Source organism: Bacteroidota bacterium (assembly GCA_041658205.1).
In the GTDB taxonomy this organism is placed as follows: domain Bacteria; phylum Bacteroidota; class Ignavibacteria; order UBA10030; family UBA8401; genus UBA8401.
Map to the genome: position 1 here is coordinate 289,402 of JBBAAO010000003.1, position 25,085 is coordinate 314,486.

Sequence of the window (25,085 nt, forward strand, 5' to 3'; positions counted from 1 at the left end):
ATGTGGATGTAGTTATTATAATTAGAGTTAGAACACACGAATATCCAAAGGTGAATTTACAAAGGATAAAAGCTTTATGGAATATATAGGTGTATTTATTGCTTTTATCTCTACACTATTGTTAATTCTTCGAAAAGATCCTTATGAAGAACTAACAATCTTTAAGAAGAAATATATTCTGGCGAATATTGTAAAGTTATTTTTATGTATTGGACTAATTATTTCATTTATAACGATTTATGACTCTGATAAAAAATCAGATGATCAATATAATCTAACAAGCGAAATTAATACGCGAACAACAATAATTCTAAAGAATTTTGATAATGGTCTTGATTCAATTCTGAAAGATTATAAAACCAAATCTGATATTATAGTTGACTCATTAAGATTAAAAACAAACGACATTCTCAGATCGGTTAACCCAATACTTATTGAAATACAAAATCAACAAGAATTTGTAAGTCGTGACATTGAAAAACGCTTTACAACATATGTAATTCTTACCGACAGAAGGCTCCCACCTTTTTTTAATTATTCTAAAACGAATAATAATTGGAGAAAGTTTAATATTTATCATTCCCTGTCAACACCTAGACTTCAATTTAATGGGAAAGACACAATTCTTTTTTCCGAGCCCGAATATTATGACAGTACTTCCTCCTTTTATTGCGAAATGCTTCAGTACGCTATTTTCAAGGAAATGGTAGAAATAAATACACTAATTCAGCCATTAACTCCCGGCAATCCATTTCCAGTAACCAATAATCCTTACAATTTATCTCAAAGCGAAAAGATACCTTTAATTAATTTATTACAATCAATTGCAACAAATCGTTTTTCAAGAAATCCAAGCGAATCGATATATTATGAAGGTATGTCATTTCGGTTACCAAAAAAAACAAATGTATATTTTAAAAGCAATAAATTGATGCAAAGTGAAAAATCTGATGAATATAAAATTGTACTGCAAAAACCAAAATATTTTACGGTTGAAGTTATAATTATCCCTAAGTCTAACACTGGAACTTTTCGAACTAGCTTGTTCATAAAGAAACTAGATATATCATTGACAAATACTCAAGATGTTAGTGCGTTAAGCACATACTCCTATGAAATAGTGCTAAAAGCGCATTTTGATAGAAATAATTTAGGAAGTTATCAGACAAAAGAATCTATAAAATGGATTGATGATATGTTTGATAAACTCATTGCAAAATTTAATGACGATACTATGTAAATGAGTTAATAATTATCACGGTTATTACACTAGGCAAACTTTCGAGTGTGTTCTAACTAGAAGTGGTCTCAAAAATACCTAATCATTGTCATTTCGAGATGCGAAGCATCGAGAAATCTCGTTTTTGTCTTCAATTATAAAAACGAGATTCCTCACTTCGTTCGGAATGACAATAAAATTCATTTTTGAGACCACTTCTAGTCACTCAAGCTGAAGTTGCAATCGCTATGCGCTTGAGTTATAAGTGTTGAATTCTTAAATGACAACTTATGATAGAAATAGATATCGGTAATTTAAAAACGCTATCAGATGGCGCGTCCCGCCAAAAAAAGCATGATGCAAAAATCGCACTGCAACGCAGGTTTATCCGCCACATTGTTTGGCGTGTTCGTTCCGTTCTGTTGGGCACTTGAAGTGCAGTCTTTGTATCAATTGTTTATCTTATAGATATTTATTTGGAGAAATAGAACATGAGCAAGTATCGTGTAACGCTTTTCATACTGATAGCCGCAACCATGCTCTGTAGTTGTTTTACCATTACATTTCAGCAGACCGAACCGAAAACGGAAAATGAACGGAGCGTTCAGACGTTTTTGCGAAACGAGCAGATTGATACAACCTCTTCATTCATCGTTGATTCATCAACGTATCGGAAAGCATTAAAAAGCGGATTTTCGCTTCCAAAATTTAAAGTCTACGATGCATCTGGAAAACAAATATTCTATAAAGTGGGATACACATCGAGCTTCATTGAAAAATTGGAAGAAGCATTAACGCAAGCGGAAACAGTGTTTGAAGCAAACACGCTGGAAGACGAGTTAAAAAATATTCGTCGATATGATGGAAGTCCCGTAACAATGTCTGACGTTACGAAAAATGTTCAGTACACATTTGTAGAATACTGGGCTATTTGGTGCGGTCCGTGCAAAGATCAATTACTGGCAATTGATACATACATGAAAGAACACCCAGCCGTAACAATACATCATATCAAAGTAAATTGGGACAAACAGGAAGCATGGGAACTAAAAGAACATGCAGAGTAAATGCAAACAATCGTTATCATTATAATACATGCAACTGTCTAAACAATAAGGAGTTATCATGCTCAAATATCTCTCTTTCCTTTCTGTTCTCCTCTTATTCATCAGCTGTAACGATGATTCGACAACTCAAGGAAATGGAAATCCATCAGATTATACGAACGATTATTTCCCCTTTTCCCGATCGTATGTTTGGACGTATTCTTCCAACGCCTTGAGCGACAGCGGCAAATCCATAAGCACATTCGACACGCGCATTGATACGACAAGTTTTACCCGTGGAGTCTTTTATGCATTGCTCGGCCGGTTGTCGGGAACAACACAGTGGGGCTGGATATTTGCCATGAAGGATAGTGGAGGAATTGTGTATTCTCTCGGCGACAATCCGCCGGAAACGCCCTATCCATTATTCAAGCATCAATATTCTGCATCTGAAGGAGTGCGAGACACGCTTGTAGTCTTAGGATCAAAAATGGAAACTGTCAGGATTGACATCAATACGGGAAATGGAACTATTTCATTATGGCTTGCGAAAGGTATTGGTCTCGTAAAAGAATCAAGCGATAAAGGTCATTCGATATTTAACGATAATAATTCCGGGAAAAACATTTTTATTCAAACCACGTTACAAAGTGTCACCAAATAGATTTACAACATAGCGCCTAATCGGTCGCTCAAGCTGTCGTTGCGACGCAGGTTTATCCGCCACGTTGGTTGGCGGGTTCATTCAAGTCCGTTCGGCAGAGTAATAAACACACAAAGGATAAATGCAATGAAAGATTCGATCGGTAGTATAGTTTTGTGTATTGTTGTGGTAAGTTCATTCTACGGCTGTGCAACAATATTCAAAGGGTATGAAGACAAGGTGTCGGTAACTCATCTTCCGTCCAATACAAAAATATACACTCAAGAAAATATTGAGTTACCAATATTGAATACAACGAAATCAAAAAGATATGTTAAGCCTAGCGGAGGGGTCTTTGATTCATTAGTGATTGTTGACCACTATATTCTTTTACGTTCCAACACCGATCACATACTGACATTGAAGAATCAAGATGAAGAAAAGAGGTTTCATCTCTATCCCCGATTAAGTGCCGGTTGGTTTATTCTGGATGTGATTACCGGAACATTCTTTATTGATCTCTATACCGGAAATTGGAATCATTTTAATGATATCGATTACAAATTTAGCAAGTAAACTGTCGTGTCAACTGTTGTAACTTCCGGATAATAAATTTTTTTGTCTCGCTCACAATCTATCGTTCTCTCGTTGGGAGTGTTTGTTTTTTTAAAAACTCCGTTTTTGTTGCATCATTTCTCCTGTCATTCGTTTCCTTCACCGTTGCATCTGTGCACGAATGCGTTTATCTTTGCGGAAATGTCATCCGTTTGCTCATCACGCTGCAAACGGTAATTCATCCATCTTGCAAGGAGTGCAGTTATGACAACACTCGATCTGCTCTGGCTTCCTATTCTTCTCTCATCGGTACTCGTCTTTTTTGTTAGTGCGGTTATTAACATGGCGCCGCTGTGGCATAAGAATGATTTTCCCCGCCTACAAGATCAGGAGGGCATCATGAATGCTCTTCGTCCGTTTAATCTTCCGCCGGGCGAATATCTTCTCCCCCGCGCAACGGACAGAAAAGAACGGGAATCTCCAGAGTTCCAGGCGAAATTGAAGGATAGTCCGGTTATGATCCTCACCGTCTGGAAATATGGATCAACACCGATGGGAGTCACATTTGTCTCTTGGTTTCTCTACACAACGGCTATGGGAATATTTGCTGCATATGTTGCAGGACGCGCTCTGCCGGTCGGTGCGGAATATCTACAGGTGTTTCGATTTACCGGAGTGACGGCTTTTCTTGGTTACGCCGCCGCATTATGGCAAATGTCCATCTGGTTCAATAAACCATGGCTCTCCGTCTTTAAAATGACATGCGATGGAATTATTTACGCACTGCTCACCGCAGGAATATTCGGGTGGCTGTGGCCGATATAAAAGAACCATTCACCGCAGAGGCGCAGAAATAAAAATTGTATCGGCCAATCGTACAAACACGTGTGCCGGCTGTCAAGAACATCCGGAAGCATATTGCAACAGGTGTGAAATAGAAATACATTGACACGGGGGAGAAAATAAGGAGCGTATGAAGAATGTATTTGTACTAATAGCCATCGGCATGCTGATTGCCGGATGCAAAGAAGAAACAACAACTCAACCTGAGGTGGTGGTTCCGCCGTGGGTGAACGGACAAAGTGCGGAAGCGGTCTTCGGACGTTCCACCTTTACCGCCAGCGGAACGGACTCCGTCGGGCAAAATACCATTCCCGGTCCATGGGGATTGGCACTGAGCGGCAGCGGTGCTCTCTTTGTCGTAGATCAGCGCGCACATCGCGTCCTCCGGTTTAACGATGCGGCCACCAAAGCATCCGGAACCAATGCAGACGGTGTTCTGGGCCAACATAATTTTACGAATCGAATTTGGAATGACTCTGCCGGCGGAAGCACCCCTTCTGCCACCGGATTTGAAACTCCAGTCTCGATTGCTGTGGATCAGTTAGGAAATCTCTTTGTGCTCGATCAGGGAAATACGCGCGTACTTCGTTTTAACAATGCCGCTTCCAAAACCAACGGTGCCGCTGCGGACGGCGTGCTTGGCCAGCCTGATTTTGTCACCAGAAGATTTAACACCACGCAAAGTGGATTTTTTTCCGCACAAGGTATCGCGTGCGATGCGTCCGGAAATCTGTACGTTGCGGACGGATCGAACCATCGCGTGCTTCGCTTTAACAACGCAGCCTCCAAAGCAAACGGCGCCGCTGCGGACGGTGTGCTCGGACAGTCTGATTATACCACCAGTTCCAACGGCACTTCCGCAAACAAAATGTCCAATCCTACTTCTCTCGCTGTTGATAACGCCGGCAATTTGTATGTAGGTGAGCGTGGGAACAGCCGCATTCTTATCTTTTTAAATGCATCCTCAAAAGCGAACGGCGCCTCAGCTGATATTGTGCTCGGCAAACCGGACTTTACAAACGGCTCAACGCCTGGTCCGGCAAACCGTGGCAATGTGTATTTTCCGTATGGACTAGCGGTCGATGCCAAGAAGAATCTTTACGTTGCGGATGGTGCGTTCAACCGAGTGCTCATCTATTATAGTGCACCATCTAAAAAGAACGGTGACTCCGCCGATGTGGTGATCGGGAAAAAAGATTTCATCAGTTCCAGCGTCACCGGCGCCGCTGCGGATAATGTCGGTCAGCCGTACGGCATTGCGGTGCAAAGTTCCACCGGAAAATTGTTTGTAACCTGTTATTCCAATTCTCGCGTGCTGCGGTTTCAAGCAAAGAGCAGTTTAATGCCGTAGAAAAAAAATACCTTGTCATTTTGAATCTCGATGTTACCCTGAGCGAAGCGAAGGGTCTCAGGGTGAAGAACGTCAGTATTTTTTCGCGTAGTGATGTCATGACTTGTAGTCATGACATCACTATAAAACACATTTGAAAAGAGAGAAGAATTATTTATTTTCTCACAGGAAGAATGAAAATATTTTTTCCAATATTATTCCTCTTCGTTTTCATCCCTGCTGCTTCTCAGGAAACCATTGACAGAACACCGCAGGATACCACGCTCGGTCTGCTCCGAATGGCCGATCCTTCAACATTGTTAACGAAACCGGTATTTGTTCTTCCTCTCTCTTATGCACTCGTCCATGCAGGGGAAGCCCCTCTTCCATCATTGTATTATTCGTTTGCCGGCACACCGCAATCATTCTCCTGGGATCGAAACGAGAAGATTGATCTCACTGCGCCGTTAATGCTGCAATTACACGATGCGGAGAAGGATCGTCCCTGGAAGATTTCCATTGCTACCGCGGGTACGGCCGGCGCTCTCTATATTGCATATAAGCACATTAAAAAGTACGGATTTAAATAGACCGTAACACCTTCCACATTTTATAAATAAAACTACCTGAATTTGAGATTGCTCACCTCAGGATATTTATCTACATTTCCTCGTATAAACATATCTGCCTTTTTTCTTCTCATCTATTGGGGATGTTATGAAACGTTATACTGCACTTGTTCTACTCGCAACATTCATTGTTTCCGGATGTTTTCGAATGCAATTGGATACAATCTCGTTAGATCGTTCAGTGTATTTGTCATCAAGTTCACCGAAAGCATACACTCGCTTAAAAGAATTCACCGTCAACACAAAGGGAAGCTGGGCAATCTTTGGTCTAGTGACGCTATCGAAACCGGATCTTTCCGAATTGATCAAAGAAGAAATTTCCCGTCAAAATGGAGATGCGATAATTAATCTGACAATCAAAACTCAGACAACATTCGGCGACGGATTCTTCACCGTTATTGCGCTCTTGGGATTGATCTATCATCCTCGCACCGTTATCATTTCGGGAACGGTCGTCTCGTTCAACAAAGAGAGCTCTCTCCGATCCGTGGAAAGCATCAACCTTGTCTGTATACAGAACGCTTTTGAAACGGAATACCGTGCCCATGGTTTTGTGGATGAAAATACCGAATTGAATTTCTAATTTTTTCCTAAGGATAATTTTATGGAACGGATATCAAAATTTGTATTACCGATACTCATGCTTCTGTTTGCCGGATGCCAAACCATTACGTATGATGCCCTGTTATTCGACGGAGTCGCATCGATGAACCGCGGAAGTCTTCCGGATGGGTACACCGTGGTGGGACAATTCAATTACACCACGCGCGCCAGCTTCACCGCATACGATTTGATTACTCTCCATGATCCGGATATGATTGCCGAAATGAACAAATCCTTGAAGGTGAACGGGGGCGATGCAGTCATCAACCTTTCCATTGAAGAAGTGAACAACGTTGTCGATGTTCTCATCGGAATGTTTGTTTCGACCGTTTCCACGGCGGCGTTTAAAACGAGTATCAACATCTTCTCAACCCGCACCGTGGAGATTAAAGGAGATGTGGTAAAATATAAAAACGCATCACTCCCCGACTCCTCCTCGTTGAAGATGGGTAATGTTCTCCAGAAAAAAATATTGCGCACAAATGCAGAGATTTCATATCTTCCAAAAAAGCATTGATCAAAATGGAAATACTTTTGCTAAATATTCGTGCCTCTGTATATTGCCGCATCACTACCCCTCCTTCTATAAGGAGGGAGCAAGGGTGGTTTCTACTACATTGAAAAGCAAGAGTAATAAATTTTTCAACCGTCCATCGCAAAAAATCAAACGGTAATTTCGGCTAAACGACACCACGCTCGAAAAACAAAAACTCTGAACGCATCTGCAATCACTGTCCGTTTCAAAAACAATGAAGTGAACCACAATATCGATACATTCCCGCACTCTATCGCTGAGTATTTGCATCATCCATGAACCGTTAAAATTCCTTAAAATCATACGCATTTCCCCTCTTGCTATTTCCGTCAAAGCAAAGTACTTTTGAACTGTAGTTTGTTCTTCCACACTCTGATCGGAGAAAGCGTATGAAGAAGCTTTCACGGTTTTTTCTTGGACCTCTCGAATTCCAAACAATGGAATGAAAGAGGTTTTTGTGTTTTTACGGAGGTGTGTCCCCTGTCTATAATTAATCACGAATGAGAAAGGAGACCATTATGATACTTCAACGATTGAAAGTTTTTCTGGACAGCCATAAGGTAAAATATGTTGTCATCACACATTCGCAGGCATACACGGCACTGGAAATTGCCGCGCTCGCCCGCATTCCGGGAAAAGAGGTGGCAAAATCGGTGATCGTTAAAATAGACGATAAGATGATGATGATTGTGGTGCCCGCATCGCATATGGTGGATTTTAACGCGCTGCAGACATTTACCGGCGCACAACATATTGAACTCGCAAGCGAACAACAATTTAAAGACAAATTCCCGGAATGCGAAGTGGGAGCAATGCCTCCGTTCGGCAATCTTTTTGAAATGGATGTTGTCGTTTCGTCCAGTCTCGAGGAAGATGAAATGATTGCCTTCAATGCAGGGACACATAAAGAACTGGTGAAGATGTCCTACAGGGAATTTGCGCAACTGGTACAGCCGAAGGTGGGAAAACTTTCCTTCCCGAAACGATATTCCTTTGCTCGGGAAATGTGGGATATACCGTAACTGATGATAAGAGTCTGTAAGTTGATTTGATACGGCCGATGCAATATTCAATTACTATTTGCTCAACATTGAAACCGTTGCCATTCTTCGTCCCGATAAACAGTGCCGCTGGAAACGAAACAACAAAGCGACACATCGGGACCGAGAATAACGGTGCCGCAGAATTTTAGAACTCGTCTAGATTTTCACTCTGACTGATATACGCCAAAGAGATCAATTGGGCAAATGTCTCTTCTCAACATTTTCTGCAGGCATCCATACAAAAAATTCTGCATATTTTCTTCCGTCCACCTTCGCCAACATCATGAGCAATAGAGGAAAAAATATTATTGTCGGCACAATTGCCTTAGCGGTAATTGGTTTTATCACCTTCCTCATTCGGGAATGGGATCGAGAAGTGCTTGCTACCATCCATCGCGGAGGATACGAATACGATACGTCCGCATTCCGTCCGACAGTGGACGAAATTCGGATTGCTAAACAATTTTCAGATACTATTCTTCCACAATTGAAACTGCTTGGACTGATCACACAATATCGTCGCAGTGATATGGAAACGATCATCACTGTTTCCGGGACATTGTGGAATGACCGGTCGGCGTTCTTTAAAAAAAGTCTCCTGGAACAAATATTTATCTATAATCACACCAATAGATATCCCGTAAACACAAAAATTATTGAAGAAAAAACTTCCCGCCTTGTAGCGGAGATTATTCCACCGGATAAAAGAACAGTCTACTAAATGGTGTTCTATGCCCAAGCAATTATTGCATCCTGTTGTTTCTCGTATCCTTGTTGCACCCTGCGGAATGAATTGTGCTCTCTGTATGGCTCATCAACGCGATGTTCATCATTGCGTCGGATGTAATGGTCCCAACACTCACAAATCTCAATCTTGCATTCACTGCATCATAAAAAACTGTGCGGAGTTGAAAGCTGCCGGAAAAAAATTCTGTTTTTCCTTCTGCGGTCATTTCCCCTGTAAAAGACTTCGCCAGCTCGATAAGCGATATAGAACGAAATACCGCATGAGCATGATCGACAATCTTCGCGCTATTGAAGAGCACGGGATCAACAAATTTCTGGCGAAAGAACGACAACGTTGGAAATGTTCGCACTGCGGTAATCTCATGTCAGTCCATCGACCGAATTGCTTGTTTTGTGGAACATAGTGATTCCATCACTAATAGGCATATTACGGTGTAATTTCCCCTCTAAAAAAGAAGTTCAATAAGTACCTTGCTATTGCCACAACGAAGGGTGAAATTGATACCATACCTAAGAGACCATCTATCACCCCTGGGTCTTTTTCTCACTCAGCGTTGCTTCTTTGAAATTGTTCGGTCCGATCGAAAAGCAATGTTCCGTCATTACCGCACAACACAAGGAGAATCGCACTATGCAAACAACGCCATCTGCCAATATTAAAACTGTTCTCTCAAACGAAGGGGGACAGTGTATTGAACTTCTCCATTACAAGGATGACCCATCCGTCTGGATCATACGAAGTTCAAAAAAACTCTTGGGATATAAGACAAAGACTTCAACAGTATGGTTTGCCAGCGAACAACAGGCGTTAACATTTGCACATAAACAAGCGGATGAAAACCGGTTGAAACGGGCAAACGCGCAATAATTTTTTTTCGCTACGGCAACACAGAGATGTTTATAAAAGGAGATTGCCATGGAAACGAACATTGGATCGACTGATCAAATTATCCGTATTGTGGGACTCATTATGGCCGCACTCTATTATTTCACACATCCACAGGGAGGATTCGCCAGTACTGTTGCCGGTATTCTTGTGATTTATTTCATTATGACCGCATTGACGAAGTACAGCCCAGTGTGGGAAATCTTAGGCATATCAACAGAGAAAAAAGTTCTTCACAAATAGTATAACGGTAATGTATTGATACGGTTTTCCAATTGTGTGACAACTAAATTATTACACAACTTTTACACTTTTTTTCCTCTTGCCTTTTTGGCAATATTCGTTAAACTTTTTACCCTCCTTCAATAAATATTCTATAAAATTTTATGGACTCTATTTCCACCCTCGCTCATAATTTCCTTTCGATGAAATCCATCGCCGTCATCGGAATTTCATCATCAAAACAGACTGTTGCCAACGGCGTCTATAAAAAATTGAAAACGCCAACACGCACGGTGTACGCCGTAGGGAAAAATACAACGTCGTTTGAAAATGAACCGTGTTATCCAAATCTCGGTTCGCTTCCCACGTTGGTGCAGGGAGTGTTCGTCGCGGCAAAGCCGGAAAATACCGAACGTATCGTTGATGAATGTATCGCTCTTCATATCCCGTTCGTTTGGATTCACCATTTTGGAGGAACGACATTTTCTTCCGGTTCAAGCGCTCAGCCGCATGTTGTTAAAAAATGCCGCGATAATGGAATAACGGTAATCCCGGGTGCCTGCCCGATGATGTTTTGCGACGACGCCGATGTCGGGCACAAATGCATCAAATGGTTTTTATCGATCACCGGAAAATTAACATGAGTTGTTGAACATCGGTCTGCACCGTCATTTGTCAGATGTGTTGATGCTTTGACTCAATTCGCAGTCACACAAAATTTTTTTCTCTTGCCTTTCAGGTAATATTCCCCAAACTTATTTTATTCAAAATGATTTTCCAAATCTTCGAGATTTGGAAAATCTGTTCACTATAACTTCATCGTTTTATGGATTCATACAAATTCAACGATCAGAATCGACCTCTCGAACCAGAAAAATTCTACCATATTTATAATCGAGGAAATCAACAGAACGCCATTTTCTTTTCAGAGGAGAACTACCGTTACTTTTTGTCGAAATACACTCAGTATCTCTCCGGATATGTTGATACATATGCTTACTGCTTGATGGAAAATCATTTTCATTTTCTTCTCCGGGTAAAGAGTAAAAAAGACATTTTGGAGTATGCAAAACATGGCTTTCAAAATCTTACAAATTCGAACATTCTCTTGCCGAATAAAATCGTCAGCGAACAATTTCGACGATTCTTTTTGAGTTATGCAAAAGCGATCAACAAACAGAATCAATTAACGGGAAGTTTATTTCAAAAATACTTTCGTCGCAAGCTCATCGACAATGATCTGTATTATACGCGTCTCATATACTACATCCATGCGAATCCTTCGCATCATGGAATTGTCGATGATTTCAAAACGTATCCGTGGAGTTCATTTACACCATTATTAAACGGGCCCGCTTCAATGTTGCAACGACAAGATGTCCTTTCCTTCTTTAATGGTATGGATGGATACCGTGAATTTCACAATCGGAAACTCGATTTTAAAGAAATAGATTATTTACTAATTGAAGATTAAGTACATTATTATCACTACACACTCAGACATTCCAAATCTGAAAGATTTGGAATGTCTTCTTATAAAACATCAAGGAGATACACGATGAAAACGCTGTTGATGATCATCGCCGTACTGCTGGTGACGACGGTTTGGAACGGTCCTCTATTCGCACAGGATAAGATTCTTCCCTACCCGATCCACCAGAAACAATTGGCGAACGGATTGAACGTTGTTACAGTACAGTTTGATAGTCCCGGGTTAGCGTCATTTTTTATTGTTGTGCGAGTCGGTTCGCGCAATGAAGTAGAAGAAGGCGTGACCGGATTTGCACACTTTTTTGAACATATGATGTTCCGTGGAACGGATAAATTCCCCCGCGATAAATATAACGAAGTGCTGAAATCAGTCGGTGCAGGAGCAAACGCCAATACCTGGTTCGATCGCACCATCTATCATATGACCGGCGACGCGACCAAATTACAGACTATGTTCGAGATCGAAGCCGATCGCTTTATGAATCTGAATTACACTGAGCATGATTTTAAGACCGAGGCCGGCGCCGTAAAAGGTGAATACACAAAAAATAATGCCAGTCCATACGCTCAATTGGAAGAAAACCTTCTCAACACCGCGTTCGATAAGCACACCTATAAGCATACAACGATGGGTTTTTTGAAGGACATCATCGATATGCCGAATCAATATAAATATTCTCTCGAGTTTTTTAACCGTTACTATCGTCCTGAATTTGCGACAATTGTTGTTGTGGGCGACGCTAAGCCGGAACAAGTGAACGCTCTTGCTGAGCAATATTTTGGAATGTGGAAACATGGAACATACGTCTCCGTTGTTGCTCCGGAACCGCTACAAGACACCGCACGGTATACACATCTGCAGAACGGATCAATTCCTCCATATCTCAGCCTGAACTTCAAAACCCCGGCATACAGCGATGTCGATATCAGCGTTCCTGCAATCGATGTGTTGAATGCGATTCTTTTCGCCGAAACATCGCCATTGTATAAAAAATTAGTGTTGGAAGAACAGAAAGTCCGCAACCTGAGCGGCGATATGCTGTTCACTCGCGATCCATATCTTTCTTCCATCGAAGCATCCCTCATTAAAAAAGAGGATATGCAGTATGTGAAAGATGAAATTATGAAAGCGATCGAAGATTTTAAGAAAAACGGTACAAGCGAGAAAAATCTTGCCGACACGAAATCGCGAATGAAATATAACTTCGCAATGTCTATCGATAATCCTTCAACTATTGCCAATTCACTCAGCACATATATCACGCTCATTGGCGATCCGGAATCGCTAAACCGGCTCTATACACTATATGAAAAAGTGACGGTGGATGATTTGAAAGCTACCGCTGCAAAATATTATGTTCCATCGGGACTGACTGTTGCAACAATCTCAGCCGATACGCAAGGAGGTGTGAAATAATGAAAACACTTATTCTAACAATACTCTTTGCAGCATCGATCTTTGCACAACAACTGGTGGAGATTAAACAGCCAACTTCTAATAAAGTGGTTATTAAATTACGATTTGCCAATGGTTCCATTTCCGATCCGAAAGGGAAAGAAGGACTCACTGCTGCAACTGCAAATTTGATTACACAAGGCGGAACAAAAGAAATGACCTTCAGTGAAATCCAGGATAAAATTTATCCGTGGGCTGCAGGGTATTATGCACAAGTGGATAAAGAAGTAACAACATTCACGTTTGCCGTACATGTCGATTTTCTGGATCAGTTTTATCCTATCATTAAAGGATTAATACTAACGCCTTCATTTGCTGAGACAGATTTTCAACGCGTGATGAAAAATCAGCAAAACTATGTTGACCAGGTCATTCGCGCTTCGTCCGATGAAGAGTACAGCAAAAAAAGCACTGGAAGATCTTCTCTTCCGGGGAACGAATTATCAACACAAAGTGCAGGGAACATCAACAAGCGTAAAAGCAATCACACTTGACGATATCAAACAGCATTTTGCCAATGTCTTCACAAAAAATAATCTCACCATCGGCATTGTGGGAAATTATTCGGATGCATTCCTGAAACAATTAACATCCGATATGACGCTTCTTTCCGAGAAAAAATTTGCTGCGCCGAAATCAGCGAAAGCAAATATCCCGGAAGGTGTGCAGGTCGAAATTATCGCAAAGGATAATGCGTTTGGCTCGGCAATTTTCACCGGAACACCTCTTGCCATTACACGTTCCAGTAAAGATTTTGCCGCATTGATGGTGGCAAATTCGTATCTCGGCGAGCATCGTAAATCATACGGGCAATTGTATCAAAAACTCCGTGAAACCCGTTCCATGAACTATGGGGACTATTCCTACATTGAATGGTATAACAATGGAGGCGGCTACATGCTTCCTCCGTCCGGTGTACCGCGCAGCTCAAATTACTTCGCGCTTTGGATTCGTCCCGTGCAAATCGCAAAACAATTGAAGATGCAGTACAAAGAACTTGCCGATATAAAGGTCGGCCATGCTCATTTTGCCCTGCGATTAGCAGTCCGCGAAGTGGACAACATCATCCGCAATGGATTATCCAAAGAAGATTTTGAAGCAACGCGGACATTCCTTCGAAGTTATATCAAGTTGTATGTTCAGACACCGAACGAACAACTCGGATATTTGATGGATTCCAAATTCTACGGACGAAAGAATTTCATTTCCGAAGTGGATAAGGAACTGGCAAAACTCACCGCGAAAGATGTGAATGGCGCCGTCAAAAAATATTGGCGGACAAATAACATGTTTGTCACCATCGTTACCGATAAGAGTGAAGCGGAAGCATTGGCGAAAAGTTTAAAGGAGAACACTCCGTCACCGATGACATATTCCGAAGCGGTGAAAGCCGGACTTCCCAAAGAAGTTCTTGCCGAAGACGATGCTGTCGCAACATATAAGCTCAATGTAAAGAATGTGACAATCGTTGATTCGAAAGATACATTCAAATAGTTCTCTCTGTTGACCGTCACCTTAACGGTGACGGTCAACGTTATATAGTAAGCGCTTCAAAACCAAAAAGGGGTTCGGATGTTCAATCCGGATCCCTTTTTTTTTCATTTCAATTGAGAATCAACTGATGAACAACTCTATTAACCCAATCATTTCATAGCTGTATATATAGTTAGAGAAATCATATCAACAATATCATAAAGGAGTGTAATGTTCCCAAAAAAGTATATTTTGTGTAACTCCTATAAAAAGTGTATTTTATATAAGTATAACTACAAGAGGTACAATGAACACGCAACAATCCTTACATACATTCCATGTTCCTGTCATGGGAATCGGATTTACCATTGACACACCGATTAAAGTGGCACACTACGGAATATCATCTGTCATGTCTCTTGTGGATGATATCCTCGTTGAAAAAATGAGGGAATTTTATTGCAAGAAATTGGAACTTCCGTTCTCTCCGATCACCGAAAAGAACAGCACCGATCATCGTGCCGAACGCATCACCGCGTATTTAAACATGGTGGATCAAGTCGTTCAAACCAAGTTTGCCGAAGTCAAACGTTCCATCTATGAAACCGGCGAAGAAGTGCAAAAGTACATCGATATGCTCCCCGATTTTTCCGCGGTGAAGAAACAGTTCCAGGAAATGATTGCAAACAATACCGTGCGCGAGGATATTGCAGCCTGGATCGACAAACAACTTCATCCCGGAAGCATCGATGTGAATATCATGACGAAGCTGGATAAAGATAATTACCGTGATGATGTAAAATTATCGCATGAATATAATGATGCTCATGCTGCCCTTCGCGGTTACGCTCAAAGCACCTTGCGTTCCTGTATCGTTTTTTCCGCCGGTATGAATCCACGATTGTACAGTTACATTGAAAAATTCGAAGACTTTTATCCCGATGAAAATGGTGAAATCAAAAAGAAAATCATTCTGAAAGTAAGCGACTACCGCTCTGCCATCATCCAGGGAAAATTCCTTGCGAAAAAAGGATTGTGGGTTTCGGAATATCGTATTGAATCCGGCTTAAACTGCGGCGGCCATGCTTTTGCAACCGACGGATATCTGATGGGACCGATTTTGGAAGAGTTCAAAAAAAATCGTCAGGAATTGATCCAAACGACACATGGCATTGTGACGGAAGCGTTAAAGAACAAAAATCGTCCCGTTCCCCTTTCTCCTCTGCCAATCAAGATCACTGCGCAAGGTGGAGTTGGAACAGCGGCAGAACATAATTTTTTACTCGAATATTACGGACTTGATTCCATCGGATGGGGCTCACCGTTCTTATTATGCTCCGAAGTGACAAACGTTGATGATCATACGCGCGAACTTCTTTGCAAAGCAAAAGAAGAGGATTTGTACCTTAGCAATATTTCTCCGCTCGGAGTTCCGTTTAATAGTCTACGCGGCAACACCAAGGATATGGAAAAACAGGAGTTGATTGACAAAGGACGTCCGGGAAGTTCCTGCCCGAAGAAATATATTCAGCTGAATACAGAGTTCGGTGAACGTGCTATCTGCCGCGCATCAAGACAGTATCAAAATCTTCGAATCAACCTTCTTGATGAAAAGGGATTGAGTGAAGAAGATCGGCTGAAGGAATTCGATGCGATTACCGATAAATCGTGCATCTGTGTCGGACTAGGCACGTCGGCATTGATTGTCAACAATTTAAGCACGCGGACAGAAGGTCCGGGTGTTTCCGTCTGTCCGGGACCGAACATTGCGTACTTTGAAAAAGTGGTTTCGCTGCGAACAATGATTGATCACATCTATGGAAGAACATCCATCGTCAACGAAGCGAACCGTCCGAATCTATTTGTGAAAGAATTGCAGTTGTATGTGGATTATTTGAAGAATATGATGGATGAAACACCGAAACCATTCACTGAAAAACAAATGAAGTATTATCAACTCTTCCAGCAAAATCTTGATGAGGGGATCATATACTACAAACAACTCTATGCCGATTTTGAATCGAAAGTAGCAGTTTTAAAGAATGATGTGATGTCAGAGCTTGAACAGATTCGTCACGAACTGCATGAGCCGGTAATGGCAAATGTGTAAATACCATTCTCAAGAGTAAAACAAAAAGCCGCGATCATTTCGCGGCTTTTCTATTTTTATCTCTGTAGCGTCCTAAAACAGGTAGACACAAAAGGAGCGCTTCGTTAATTCGGTTTCATTGTGTTATAATCCAGTTCTGTTCCCCATAAGCTGTGTGGTATCAAAAAAACTATCAGCGTTATTATTGCAGCACCCAGCACCCATCGTTTTGGATTTGTTGACTTCTGTACAGCAATGGAAGCACCCAGCCACGCAAGGAATGCGATCAATGTTTTATTATCGGTAATATCAGTTCCAAACGGAAAACCTGTCCACCATTCGTTAAATGCGTATTTCAATACCAATGGACCGAGAATCATTCCGCCGATCGTTAGCACGATAAATGTTGCGTACGTGATTGTTTTAAATGAAGGCTCTTTTGCAAAGAATTCCAATCCTGCCCTCGCTGAAAGAAGCATTCCAATAAACATTGCAGCAATATGAAGAATCAATACCGGCGCAGGAACGTCTCCACGAAAACGGATCACTGTTGAAGCAGAAAATGTTTGCTTACCGTCCGTCAGAAAGACGGTATACTGAAGTTTTCCTGCTGGCGGTTGTTGAGGAAGAGCGGCAGAAAGAATGCCTTCCTTCATAACCATCGGGATGGATGCAGGCGCGTCATTCGTATTATATCGTTTCCACTCCACTTTTCCGGTGATGTTGGCATTATTTGATCGGACGGTAACAGGATGGTCGCTCTCACCGCCATGGGTTCGCTCTAAAACAACTTCAATCGCTTTTCCATCCAGCAAGGTAACGTATTGTTTTGGGTATGAGGGACCGGTCATTCGTTGATAAACAGCTGATCCCAGCGTAATCATTAAGGCAAGTATCCAAAGATGGTATGTTCGTTTCATAAAGATAATAGTAATGTTGTGAAATATGACTCTTGATGAATGGTAATTGTGCAAAGTGTATGCCGAAAGAATATGCAAAATCCTATAGGAAAAGCAGATAACAAATTCTTATTTGTGAAATTTTCAGCCGAAGATTTTCAATTGTGAAAGAATTTCGTACTGAGAAAGGCGGGGATACTTAACAGTAAACCACAAAAGCACATAGATCACGTAGCATACTATTTTTTATTACCGACAACCACATTCCATGGACGGATCTCATATTTTTTTACTATACCGTTTTTGTAATATGGATCGTTCTTGACGAATGCTTCGATCGTATCCGGACTCTTCACGGTAAACACGAGAACGGATCGATCAGCAGGATCGGTAAATACACCGCCAAATGCAAGATCTCCTCTTGCAGATGCTTCATTCGCAAGACGAAGATGTTCTTCACGCAACGGTGTTCTTCGCACAACATAATCATCCACAACATAGTAGATCAAGACGTAATAGTTCATCGGCTCTTCTCCAATGCTTGTTCAATGTCTGCGATAACATCATCAATATGTTCCAATCCAACGGAGACGCGGATCAGTCCCGGCAATATTCCGACTGCCGCTCGTTCTGCGTCGGACAGTTTCGAGTGCGTGGTGGATGCAGGATGTGTTGCGATGGATCTTGAATCACCAAGATTTGCTGTGTGAGAAATCATTTGTAATGAATTCAAAAATTTTCTGCCCCTATCTATTCCGCCTTTTACAACAAAAGTAACGAGTCCGCCGCCGAGTTTCATTTGTTTCTTCGCAAGTTGAAATTGCGGATGAGAAGGAAGGAAAGGGTATTTTACTTTTTCTATTTCCGGATGCTGCTCCAGTCGCTGTGCAAGTGCCATTGCATTTTCACAATGACGATCCATTCGTACGGATAATGTTTCCAAACTTTTTGAAAGGATCCACGCGTTAAACGGGGATAATGACGGTCCGCTATGCCGTGCAAAGAAACGGACATCTTTAATCAATTCTTTTTTTCCCACAATAATTCCACCGATTGTTCTTCCTTGACCGTCAAGAAACTTTGTTCCGGAGTGAATGACAATATCCGCACCAAATGCTATCGGTTGTTGCAGATATGGCGTGCAGAAACAGTTATCGACATTTAGCAGTATGTTATGTTTTTTCGCAAGTGTTCCAATCCAAGCAAGATCAATAATATCAAGCGCAGGGTTGGATGGTGTTTCGATAAAGATCATTTTTGTATTTTTTTGAATGAGTCCTTCCCATGTTTCCGGCTTATCAACATCCGCATAGGAGTGGGTGATTCCCCATTTCGGCAGGATCATTGTTAGAATCTGATGTGTTGAACCGAACACAGAACGTGAGACAAGAAGATGATCTCCAGATTTCAACAACGCTGCTAAGCTGGTAAAAACAGCGGACATCCCGGACGCCGTGGCGATACCATCTTCCGCCCCTTCCAGCAAGCACATCTTTTCAATAAACTCGGTGTTGTTGGGATTGGAGAATCGGGTGTAAATATTTCCCGGGATTTCATCGGCAAACAGTGCGCGTGCCTGTTCAGCATCGTCGAAGACAAAACTGGATGTCATATAGAGCGGAACAGAATGTTCACGCATTTGGCTTCGCGGCGCTTGTGTGCGGATCGCATTGGTTTCAAATTTTTTCGATTTTGCCATGACTTTTTCCTACGAAATTATAAACGCAACTGTCTCTATAATAGAAGGTTTTTAACGATGTCTAAGTATTGTACTATAAAAATAATATACCAAATTTGGGAATTTGTTTTCGATAAAATCTTTGTTACTTTCTTCATACTTATATGAACAATAACTCAAACAAATATTTTATTGCTGTAGCCGGAAACATCGGTGCAGGTAAATCGTCGCTGACACGAATGCTCGGCGAACGATTCAACTGGAAACCATATTTCGAATCGGTGGAAGACAATCCATATCTTTCTGATTTCTACGGGGATATGAACCGCTGGTCATTTCACCTGCAAATGTATTTTTTAGCGAACAGGTTTAAAAGCCACAAAGAGATCGTCGAATCACACAAATCGGTGATTCAGGACCGGTCAATTTACGAGGATGCAGAAATCTTTGCCAAAAACCTTCATATGATTGGAAAAATGGATAAGCGGGATTACGAAAACTATGTTTCCCTTTTCCATGTGATGATGGAATATCTGAGACCGCCAGATCTGCTCATCTATCTTCGCTCCACAGTGGATACACTTGTTTCGCAGATTAAAATGCGCGGACGTGAATATGAACAGAGCATTCCAAGAGAATATCTGGAACAGTTGAACAGTCATTACGAGGAATGGATTGGATATTACAAGATCGGTCCGCTGCTCGTTATCGAAAGTGATCCGCTTGATTTCGTCCATCGCCCTTCAGATTTCGAGTTCATCGTGAATGAAGTGAAGAATGCGTTACCACAATTGCAGCTATTCGAAAATTAAGTATAGCACATCGTCGAAATCTTAAAGATTTCAGCGATATGATTTTAAAACTAAAAACCCGAAGAGCATCATTCTTCGGGTTTTTTATTTCTCCATACTCAACTACTTCTTAGGCTTCAACATCCCTTCATACACTTTTTTATTTAAGAGAAGTAATGCAGCGGTCTGTGCCTGCGTATCATGCTCTAACGATATACGTTCCCGTCCTTTTTCTCCGCTATACCGTGAAGCTAGCTCTTCAGAAAGCTCATTCTTTAGCTCTTCGCTGTATCGAGCAAATGTGTTCACTTTCTCACTGTGGATTTGTGTGATTAAGAGATCGATGGATGAAAGCGATGTTGAACTATACTTTTCTTTTTTCATTTGCTCTTTAAGATCGGACAATTTCTTTTCCGCTGGTTCCACAAACTCAAACTTTTGATCGCTCAGATATTGTTCAAACTCTTTCATCACATTGTTGTTCACAGCAAACTCACCGGTTACTTCCGGATGTTTCACGACATATGTCGTGGCAAATTTGAAAAACATCGCCTTTCGCATCAGTTCACCGTAATAGGAGCTGTATGGAATTTCGTCAACCGTTGAGTCGGGTGAAATACCTCCAAGCTCTTTTACGATTCGCCCTTTTGCTGTTTTGAATTCACGCTTTAAACTATCAGGTGTTGTAGCAAAAACACCATCTTTATTTTTATGAAGGTAATCAATCTCCTGAATGCTTCGGCCACTCGGAATATAATAGCGCGCTGTAGTGATTTTCATGGATGCATTATAATTGAGCGGAATAACTGTTTGAACCAATCCTTTGCCGAATGAACGTGTGCCGACAATAATTCCTCGATCAAGATCCTGAATGGCACCCGCAACAATCTCACTGGCGCTGGCACTATTTTTATTCATCAACACAGCCATTGGAACATCCGCAGCGATTGGTTCTTCATCAACAGTATAGGTTCGTTCTTCGGAACCTTTTCTTCCTCGCGTTGTGACGATTGTGCTTCCTTTCGCTGCAAACTTGCTGACTGTTTCCACTGCCGCCTCCAACAATCCTCCTGGATTATCGCGAAGATCAAGAATAATACCTTTGACTTCTCCTTTCACTTTCATTTCTTTTATCGCTTGTCTCACTTCTTCACCTGCGCGGCGGGAGAAGCGTTCAAGCCTGATATAACCGACTCCCTCTTTAATGAATCCTGAATAGGAAACATTGTTCACTTGTATCTCTTCACGAACAAGTGTAAACTCAATCGGATTTTTTTCTCCCTCACGTTCAACTTTCATCCGCACTGTTGTACCCGGTTCACCGCGTACTTTGAAGCGCACGCTATCCGGATTTGTTCCGGTAATCTTTATACCATCTACTTCGATGATGATATCGCCGGCTTTCACGCCTTGTTTAAATGCAGAATATCCTTCTGTCGGAGCGAGCACCGTCAGCACTCCGTCACGGACACCAATAGAGATCCCGACTCCACCGTATTGTCCATGAGTTAAGAGATCGATATCATCTTCATCTTTTCCTGCAAGATAAACAGTGTAAGGATCGAGCGTTTCCAGCATCCCATCAATTCCCGACCGCATAAATTTTTCGGGATCAACCTCGTCAACATAATTGCTGACGATCTCCTTATACACACGACCGAATACGTCTATATTCTGATTGATCTTCAGATAGACGTTGTCGATTGCCGTAAACCCTGCAACACTTATGGCAAAAAGTGCCAATGAAATAACGATTGTTTTTCTCTTCATACTTCTTCCCGATATAATTGTCTTCTTTGTGTTAGATGAAATATAGAAAAGTTTGGTCAATATTGCTGTGTTGCTTTTCACAAGCCGTAGCATTACGTTTAAAAGTGGAACAATTGTTAACATCTTTCCCCGAAACGAAGAAAAAAACCATCTATTTTTTCTTTGCTCTAGCACTCTGTTCGGTTGCATATTCTCAGACGGCAACAGATTCCCTGTTTTATCCATATCAAAAAGGGAATGTCCTTCGATATTACTATCCTCACACAAATTATAAATACATAACACAATCCATTATTAAAGATACATTGTTCGGGAAAGTGGTTTTCACACGAACGATTTTAAAAGGTGTTGTTGATCCCAAAAAACATATTATGGATTCACTTTCAATGTATCATCCTCTTCATAAGATGAACGTTTGGATCTATAAACGAAATAGTCACCCCTCTCCATCATATTACGATAATATGTTCATTTCCCGGGAAATTGTCGGAGATACACTCTTCGAAAACAAACAGTATCAAAAGATTTTAGAAAAGAATTCCAAAGATGGTTCGTCGAAGCTAACGGTTGAACGGTTCGACAGCAGCAACGGCAACTTTTATCAAGGCTTCCCCCATACCGCTCCCGGAATGAATGTAGAATTTAGTCTGGCGGATTCAACAGCCGCAGACATACTTAATACATCGTTTCGGTCTGGAAAACTCATCAAGCTTTCCCCTGACACCGTTTTTCATCAACAGTCGCTAACGCGAAGTATAGTAACTCTTCTGACAATCGATGTGACCATCGTTAAAAGGTATTCCTATGGCTTTGGAATGGTGCGCGAAGAGCATTCTGTAATGGAGTCATATTATGATTCCCTTGTATATGCCCGAATTAATGGAAAAGAATATGGATCAAAACCCCTCTCTGTCGATATGTATCACAATGTAATTCCTTCTTCGTATTCACTTTCACAGAATTTTCCCAATCCGTTCAATCCTGTTACAACAATCTCTTATCAAATACCTGTAGAGGGAATGGTTTCTCTAAAGGTCTATTCAATTCTCGGAAGGGAGATTGCAACATTGGTGCACCAACAACAAAAAACAGGTTCATACTCTTTATTTTTTAACGGTTCTTCCCTTGCTAGTGGTGTTTATTTCTATCGATTTCATGCGGGAAATTATCATAATATCAGAAAAATGATATTGACTAAATAGAAACACATTTGTCTAAAAGTTTGTTATCTTACCATCAATCACACACTACCAATAAAGGAATATTGTATGAAGCTCGAAAAGAATGTGCTCAAAGCAATGAACGAGCAGGTCAACAAGGAGCTCTTTTCATCCTACCTGTACCTCTCCATGTCTGCATATTGTGTATCGGAAAATTATCCCGGTTGCGCAAAATGGCTCAGCGTACAGAGCGAAGAAGAACGCGAGCATGCAATGAAAATCTATCATTACATTCATGAACGTGGCGGACGTGTAGAGTTGGAAACAATTGATAAACCAAAAGGTGATTTCAAGAATCTTTCTCAACTGTTTACACAAGTTCTGGAGCACGAACAAAAAGTGAGTGCCTCAATTACGGCGTTGTATGAAACGGCAATGAAAACAAATGATTATCCAACACAGATCATGCTGCAGTGGTTTATCACTGAACAGGTGGAAGAAGAAAAGAATGCAACCGAGATTGTCGATTTGTTGAAAAAGGTCGGTGATTCTCCGGTCAGTCTAATGATGTTCGACCGCCAATTAGGAGCTCGAACGGGAAAATAATCCTGAGTGAAGGACGATTGTCGTTCTGCACAAACAGTTCTTCTGTACTAATCTGAAAAAAACGCCATCCTTCCGACGGCGTTTTTTATTTTTATCCAGAAACTTGCCTCTTCACCGCTTTTCTTGCATATTCGCATCATCTTATCTATCCATTATTAAGGAGATTGTTATGAACAAATACATTGTTGAATTCATCGGCACATTTTTTCTTGTGATGGTTGTCGGACTTACTGTTATTGAACCGGGAGCAGGAATGTTTGCACCTCTTGCGATTGGATGTACGTTAATGATTATGGTTTATGCAGGAGGACCGATTTCGGGAGGTCATTATAATCCTGCCGTTACACTCGGTGTGTGGATGCGCGGCAAATGTGATACGAAAGATCTTCTTCCATACATTGCTGTGCAAGTACTGGGCGGAATTGCCGCATCGCTTGTTGTCGGATTCCAAAAAGGAAGTCCCACGCTTACACCACTGGTTCCAGATATTGCAAAATCGTTGTTGAATGAATTTCTCTTCACTTTTGCACTGGTGTATGTTGTCCTAAATGTAGCAACATCAAAAAAATCTTCCGGGAATTCCTATTTTGGTATGGCGATAGGATTCACTGTGGTTGTTGGCGCATTTGCAGGAGGGAATATTTCTGGAGGTGCATATAATCCGGCTGTTGCCACCGGCATTACAATGATGGGTCTTACCTCTATGAGCAATATTTGGATATACCTTGTAGGAAATTTTGCAGGAGGAGCAGCAGCGGCAATGATTTACAAAATTGCAAATCCGGATGAATGATTGATGATGTGATATTTTTTAAAACACAAACGCCCGTTTTCATGACGGGCGTTTTATTTATGTTGCTATAATTCTTTCTTAGAATGAATCCTGATATTCTCGCTCCGTAAACGTTCGCAGCATTTTCCAGCGTCCGTTGTGGAATTGAAATACCGATGTCTGTGATACCATCCTCGTAACCTTCACTTCGTTGTCCACCACTGTTGTATGAGACGCTACCGATGTTACTTGAGTTTGTGATAGCGGGAAACCTACAGGTCGTTCTGCAGAATAACTAACCGTGTCATTACCACTAACAAAAGTCCGAGGTTCAAATGTATATCGGCTGGAATAATCTGCCATATACGTTCTCGCCAACGACAATCCCGTATTTGCTAACTGTTCGGACTGTACTAATGTTGCTGTTTTCATAGATGACTTATACATCAACTCATCTGCATTGTTGTACGCAACAATGTAGAACCCGAATATAAGATATACTCCCGAGAGCATGATAATCTTTGATGAGCCCATTATTGTGCTCCTCTAAGATTTGATGCTGTTATATGTTTGCTGACCTTCCTCATCTCACTTGCAAT

General features: G+C 41.3%; 30 protein-coding genes. 23 read left to right on the forward strand and 7 right to left on the reverse strand.

The annotated features are described in order from the left end of the window. Positions 1-76: 76 nt before the first annotated feature. The 9 genes from WDA22_16300 to WDA22_16340 all read left to right on the forward strand — a co-directional run bounded on the left by WDA22_16300 (position 77) and on the right by WDA22_16340 (position 7,385). Positions 77-1,240 (forward strand): hypothetical protein, encoded by a 1,164-nt coding sequence (locus WDA22_16300; protein ID MFA5835040.1) that lies wholly within the window; start codon positions 77-79, stop codon positions 1,238-1,240. Positions 1,241-1,710: 470 nt separating this feature from the next. Continuing rightward, a complete protein-coding gene (locus WDA22_16305) occupies positions 1,711-2,286 on the forward strand; it encodes a thioredoxin family protein (GenBank protein ID MFA5835041.1) in 576 nt (191 codons plus the stop codon). 58 nt (positions 2,287-2,344) lie between these two features. After that, a complete protein-coding gene (locus WDA22_16310) occupies positions 2,345-2,929 on the forward strand; it encodes a hypothetical protein (GenBank protein ID MFA5835042.1) in 585 nt (194 codons plus the stop codon). Positions 2,930-3,055: 126 nt separating this feature from the next. After that, a complete protein-coding gene (locus WDA22_16315) occupies positions 3,056-3,484 on the forward strand; it encodes a hypothetical protein (protein MFA5835043.1) in 429 nt (142 codons plus the stop codon). Positions 3,485-3,727: 243 nt separating this feature from the next. Continuing rightward, entirely contained in the window at positions 3,728-4,288 is a 561-nt protein-coding gene (locus WDA22_16320; protein ID MFA5835044.1) for a hypothetical protein, read from the forward strand. Between the two features lie 148 nt (positions 4,289-4,436). Further along, the gene (locus WDA22_16325; protein ID MFA5835045.1) at positions 4,437-5,657 is read left to right on the forward strand and encodes an NHL repeat-containing protein; all 1,221 of its coding nucleotides are present in this window, start codon (positions 4,437-4,439) and stop codon (positions 5,655-5,657) included. A gap of 173 nt (positions 5,658-5,830) precedes the next feature. Then, positions 5,831-6,226, forward strand: coding sequence for a hypothetical protein (locus WDA22_16330; GenBank protein MFA5835046.1), 396 nt, complete (start codon positions 5,831-5,833; stop codon positions 6,224-6,226). A 127-nt stretch (positions 6,227-6,353) separates the two neighbouring features. Next, positions 6,354-6,848, forward strand: coding sequence for a hypothetical protein (locus WDA22_16335; protein ID MFA5835047.1), 495 nt, complete (start codon positions 6,354-6,356; stop codon positions 6,846-6,848). 21 nt (positions 6,849-6,869) lie between these two features. Beyond that, complete coding sequence (locus WDA22_16340; protein MFA5835048.1) at positions 6,870-7,385, forward strand: hypothetical protein; 516 nt, start codon at positions 6,870-6,872, stop codon at positions 7,383-7,385. Positions 7,386-7,451: 66 nt separating this feature from the next. On the opposite strand, the gene WDA22_16345 is transcribed toward WDA22_16340, so the two are convergent. Then, entirely contained in the window at positions 7,452-7,808 is a 357-nt protein-coding gene (locus WDA22_16345; protein MFA5835049.1) for a hypothetical protein, read from the reverse strand. 113 nt (positions 7,809-7,921) lie between these two features. Here WDA22_16345 and WDA22_16350 point away from each other — a divergent pair, with 113 nt between their 5' ends. Then, positions 7,922-8,425 carry a YbaK/EbsC family protein gene (locus WDA22_16350; protein MFA5835050.1) on the forward strand — a complete coding sequence of 168 codons (504 nt, stop codon included), beginning with the start codon at positions 7,922-7,924 and terminating at the stop codon, positions 8,423-8,425. A gap of 217 nt (positions 8,426-8,642) precedes the next feature. Then, positions 8,643-9,167 (forward strand): hypothetical protein, encoded by a 525-nt coding sequence (locus tag WDA22_16355; GenBank protein MFA5835051.1) that lies wholly within the window; start codon positions 8,643-8,645, stop codon positions 9,165-9,167. Positions 9,168-9,189: 22 nt separating this feature from the next. Here WDA22_16355 and WDA22_16360 read toward each other — a convergent pair whose 3' ends face one another. Then, positions 9,190-9,543, reverse strand: coding sequence for a hypothetical protein (locus tag WDA22_16360; GenBank protein MFA5835052.1), 354 nt, complete (start codon positions 9,541-9,543; stop codon positions 9,190-9,192). A gap of 281 nt (positions 9,544-9,824) precedes the next feature. Between WDA22_16360 and WDA22_16365 the strand changes: the two genes are divergently transcribed. The 8 genes from WDA22_16365 to WDA22_16400 all read left to right on the forward strand — a co-directional run bounded on the left by WDA22_16365 (position 9,825) and on the right by WDA22_16400 (position 16,831). Further along, positions 9,825-10,061: a hypothetical protein gene (locus tag WDA22_16365; GenBank protein MFA5835053.1), complete on the forward strand. Its 237-nt coding sequence runs from the start codon at positions 9,825-9,827 to the stop codon at positions 10,059-10,061. 48 nt (positions 10,062-10,109) lie between these two features. Continuing rightward, positions 10,110-10,322, forward strand: coding sequence for a DUF2892 domain-containing protein (locus WDA22_16370; protein MFA5835054.1), 213 nt, complete (start codon positions 10,110-10,112; stop codon positions 10,320-10,322). A 143-nt stretch (positions 10,323-10,465) separates the two neighbouring features. Beyond that, on the forward strand, positions 10,466-10,945 hold the full coding sequence (locus WDA22_16375; protein MFA5835055.1) for a CoA-binding protein: 480 nt from the start codon (positions 10,466-10,468) through the stop codon (positions 10,943-10,945). A 182-nt stretch (positions 10,946-11,127) separates the two neighbouring features. Continuing rightward, positions 11,128-11,775, forward strand: coding sequence for a hypothetical protein (locus tag WDA22_16380; GenBank protein ID MFA5835056.1), 648 nt, complete (start codon positions 11,128-11,130; stop codon positions 11,773-11,775). A gap of 84 nt (positions 11,776-11,859) precedes the next feature. Beyond that, on the forward strand, positions 11,860-13,209 hold the full coding sequence (locus WDA22_16385; protein ID MFA5835057.1) for a pitrilysin family protein: 1,350 nt from the start codon (positions 11,860-11,862) through the stop codon (positions 13,207-13,209). After that, positions 13,209-13,742 (forward strand): insulinase family protein, encoded by a 534-nt coding sequence (locus WDA22_16390; protein ID MFA5835058.1) that lies wholly within the window; start codon positions 13,209-13,211, stop codon positions 13,740-13,742. Before WDA22_16385 ends, WDA22_16390 begins: the two co-directional genes overlap by 1 nt. Continuing rightward, positions 13,636-14,742, forward strand: a complete 1,107-nt coding sequence (locus tag WDA22_16395; GenBank protein ID MFA5835059.1) for an insulinase family protein — start codon at positions 13,636-13,638, stop codon at positions 14,740-14,742. Before WDA22_16390 ends, WDA22_16395 begins: the two co-directional genes overlap by 107 nt. Before the next feature lie 286 nt (positions 14,743-15,028). Further along, positions 15,029-16,831 carry a hypothetical protein gene (locus WDA22_16400; protein ID MFA5835060.1) on the forward strand — a complete coding sequence of 601 codons (1,803 nt, stop codon included), beginning with the start codon at positions 15,029-15,031 and terminating at the stop codon, positions 16,829-16,831. Between the two features lie 104 nt (positions 16,832-16,935). On the opposite strand, the gene WDA22_16405 is transcribed toward WDA22_16400, so the two are convergent. From WDA22_16405 to WDA22_16415, 3 genes are all read right to left on the reverse strand, one after another. Beyond that, a complete protein-coding gene (locus tag WDA22_16405) occupies positions 16,936-17,730 on the reverse strand; it encodes a hypothetical protein (protein ID MFA5835061.1) in 795 nt (264 codons plus the stop codon). Between the two features lie 218 nt (positions 17,731-17,948). Further along, the gene (locus tag WDA22_16410; protein ID MFA5835062.1) at positions 17,949-18,233 is read right to left on the reverse strand and encodes a YciI-like protein; all 285 of its coding nucleotides are present in this window, start codon (positions 18,231-18,233) and stop codon (positions 17,949-17,951) included. Beyond that, positions 18,230-19,408, reverse strand: coding sequence for an aminotransferase class I/II-fold pyridoxal phosphate-dependent enzyme (locus tag WDA22_16415; protein ID MFA5835063.1), 1,179 nt, complete (start codon positions 19,406-19,408; stop codon positions 18,230-18,232). Before WDA22_16415 ends, WDA22_16410 begins: the two co-directional genes overlap by 4 nt. 143 nt (positions 19,409-19,551) lie before the next feature. Here WDA22_16415 and WDA22_16420 point away from each other — a divergent pair, with 143 nt between their 5' ends. Beyond that, entirely contained in the window at positions 19,552-20,199 is a 648-nt protein-coding gene (locus WDA22_16420; GenBank protein ID MFA5835064.1) for a deoxynucleoside kinase, read from the forward strand. Positions 20,200-20,301: 102 nt separating this feature from the next. Here WDA22_16420 and WDA22_16425 read toward each other — a convergent pair whose 3' ends face one another. Further along, positions 20,302-21,948: a S41 family peptidase gene (locus WDA22_16425; GenBank protein ID MFA5835065.1), complete on the reverse strand. Its 1,647-nt coding sequence runs from the start codon at positions 21,946-21,948 to the stop codon at positions 20,302-20,304. A 35-nt stretch (positions 21,949-21,983) separates the two neighbouring features. On the opposite strand from WDA22_16425, the gene WDA22_16430 reads away from it, so the two are divergent. From WDA22_16430 to WDA22_16440, 3 genes are all read left to right on the forward strand, one after another. Next, positions 21,984-23,150: a T9SS type A sorting domain-containing protein gene (locus WDA22_16430; protein MFA5835066.1), complete on the forward strand. Its 1,167-nt coding sequence runs from the start codon at positions 21,984-21,986 to the stop codon at positions 23,148-23,150. 66 nt (positions 23,151-23,216) lie between these two features. Continuing rightward, positions 23,217-23,714 (forward strand): ferritin, encoded by a 498-nt coding sequence (locus tag WDA22_16435; GenBank protein MFA5835067.1) that lies wholly within the window; start codon positions 23,217-23,219, stop codon positions 23,712-23,714. A gap of 169 nt (positions 23,715-23,883) precedes the next feature. Then, on the forward strand, positions 23,884-24,507 hold the full coding sequence (locus tag WDA22_16440) for an aquaporin (GenBank protein ID MFA5835068.1): 624 nt from the start codon (positions 23,884-23,886) through the stop codon (positions 24,505-24,507). A 78-nt stretch (positions 24,508-24,585) separates the two neighbouring features. Here the strand turns inward: WDA22_16440 and WDA22_16445 are convergent, their stop codons facing one another. Beyond that, positions 24,586-25,020 carry a hypothetical protein gene (locus WDA22_16445; GenBank protein MFA5835069.1) on the reverse strand — a complete coding sequence of 145 codons (435 nt, stop codon included), beginning with the start codon at positions 25,018-25,020 and terminating at the stop codon, positions 24,586-24,588. Positions 25,021-25,085 lie beyond the last annotated feature (65 nt).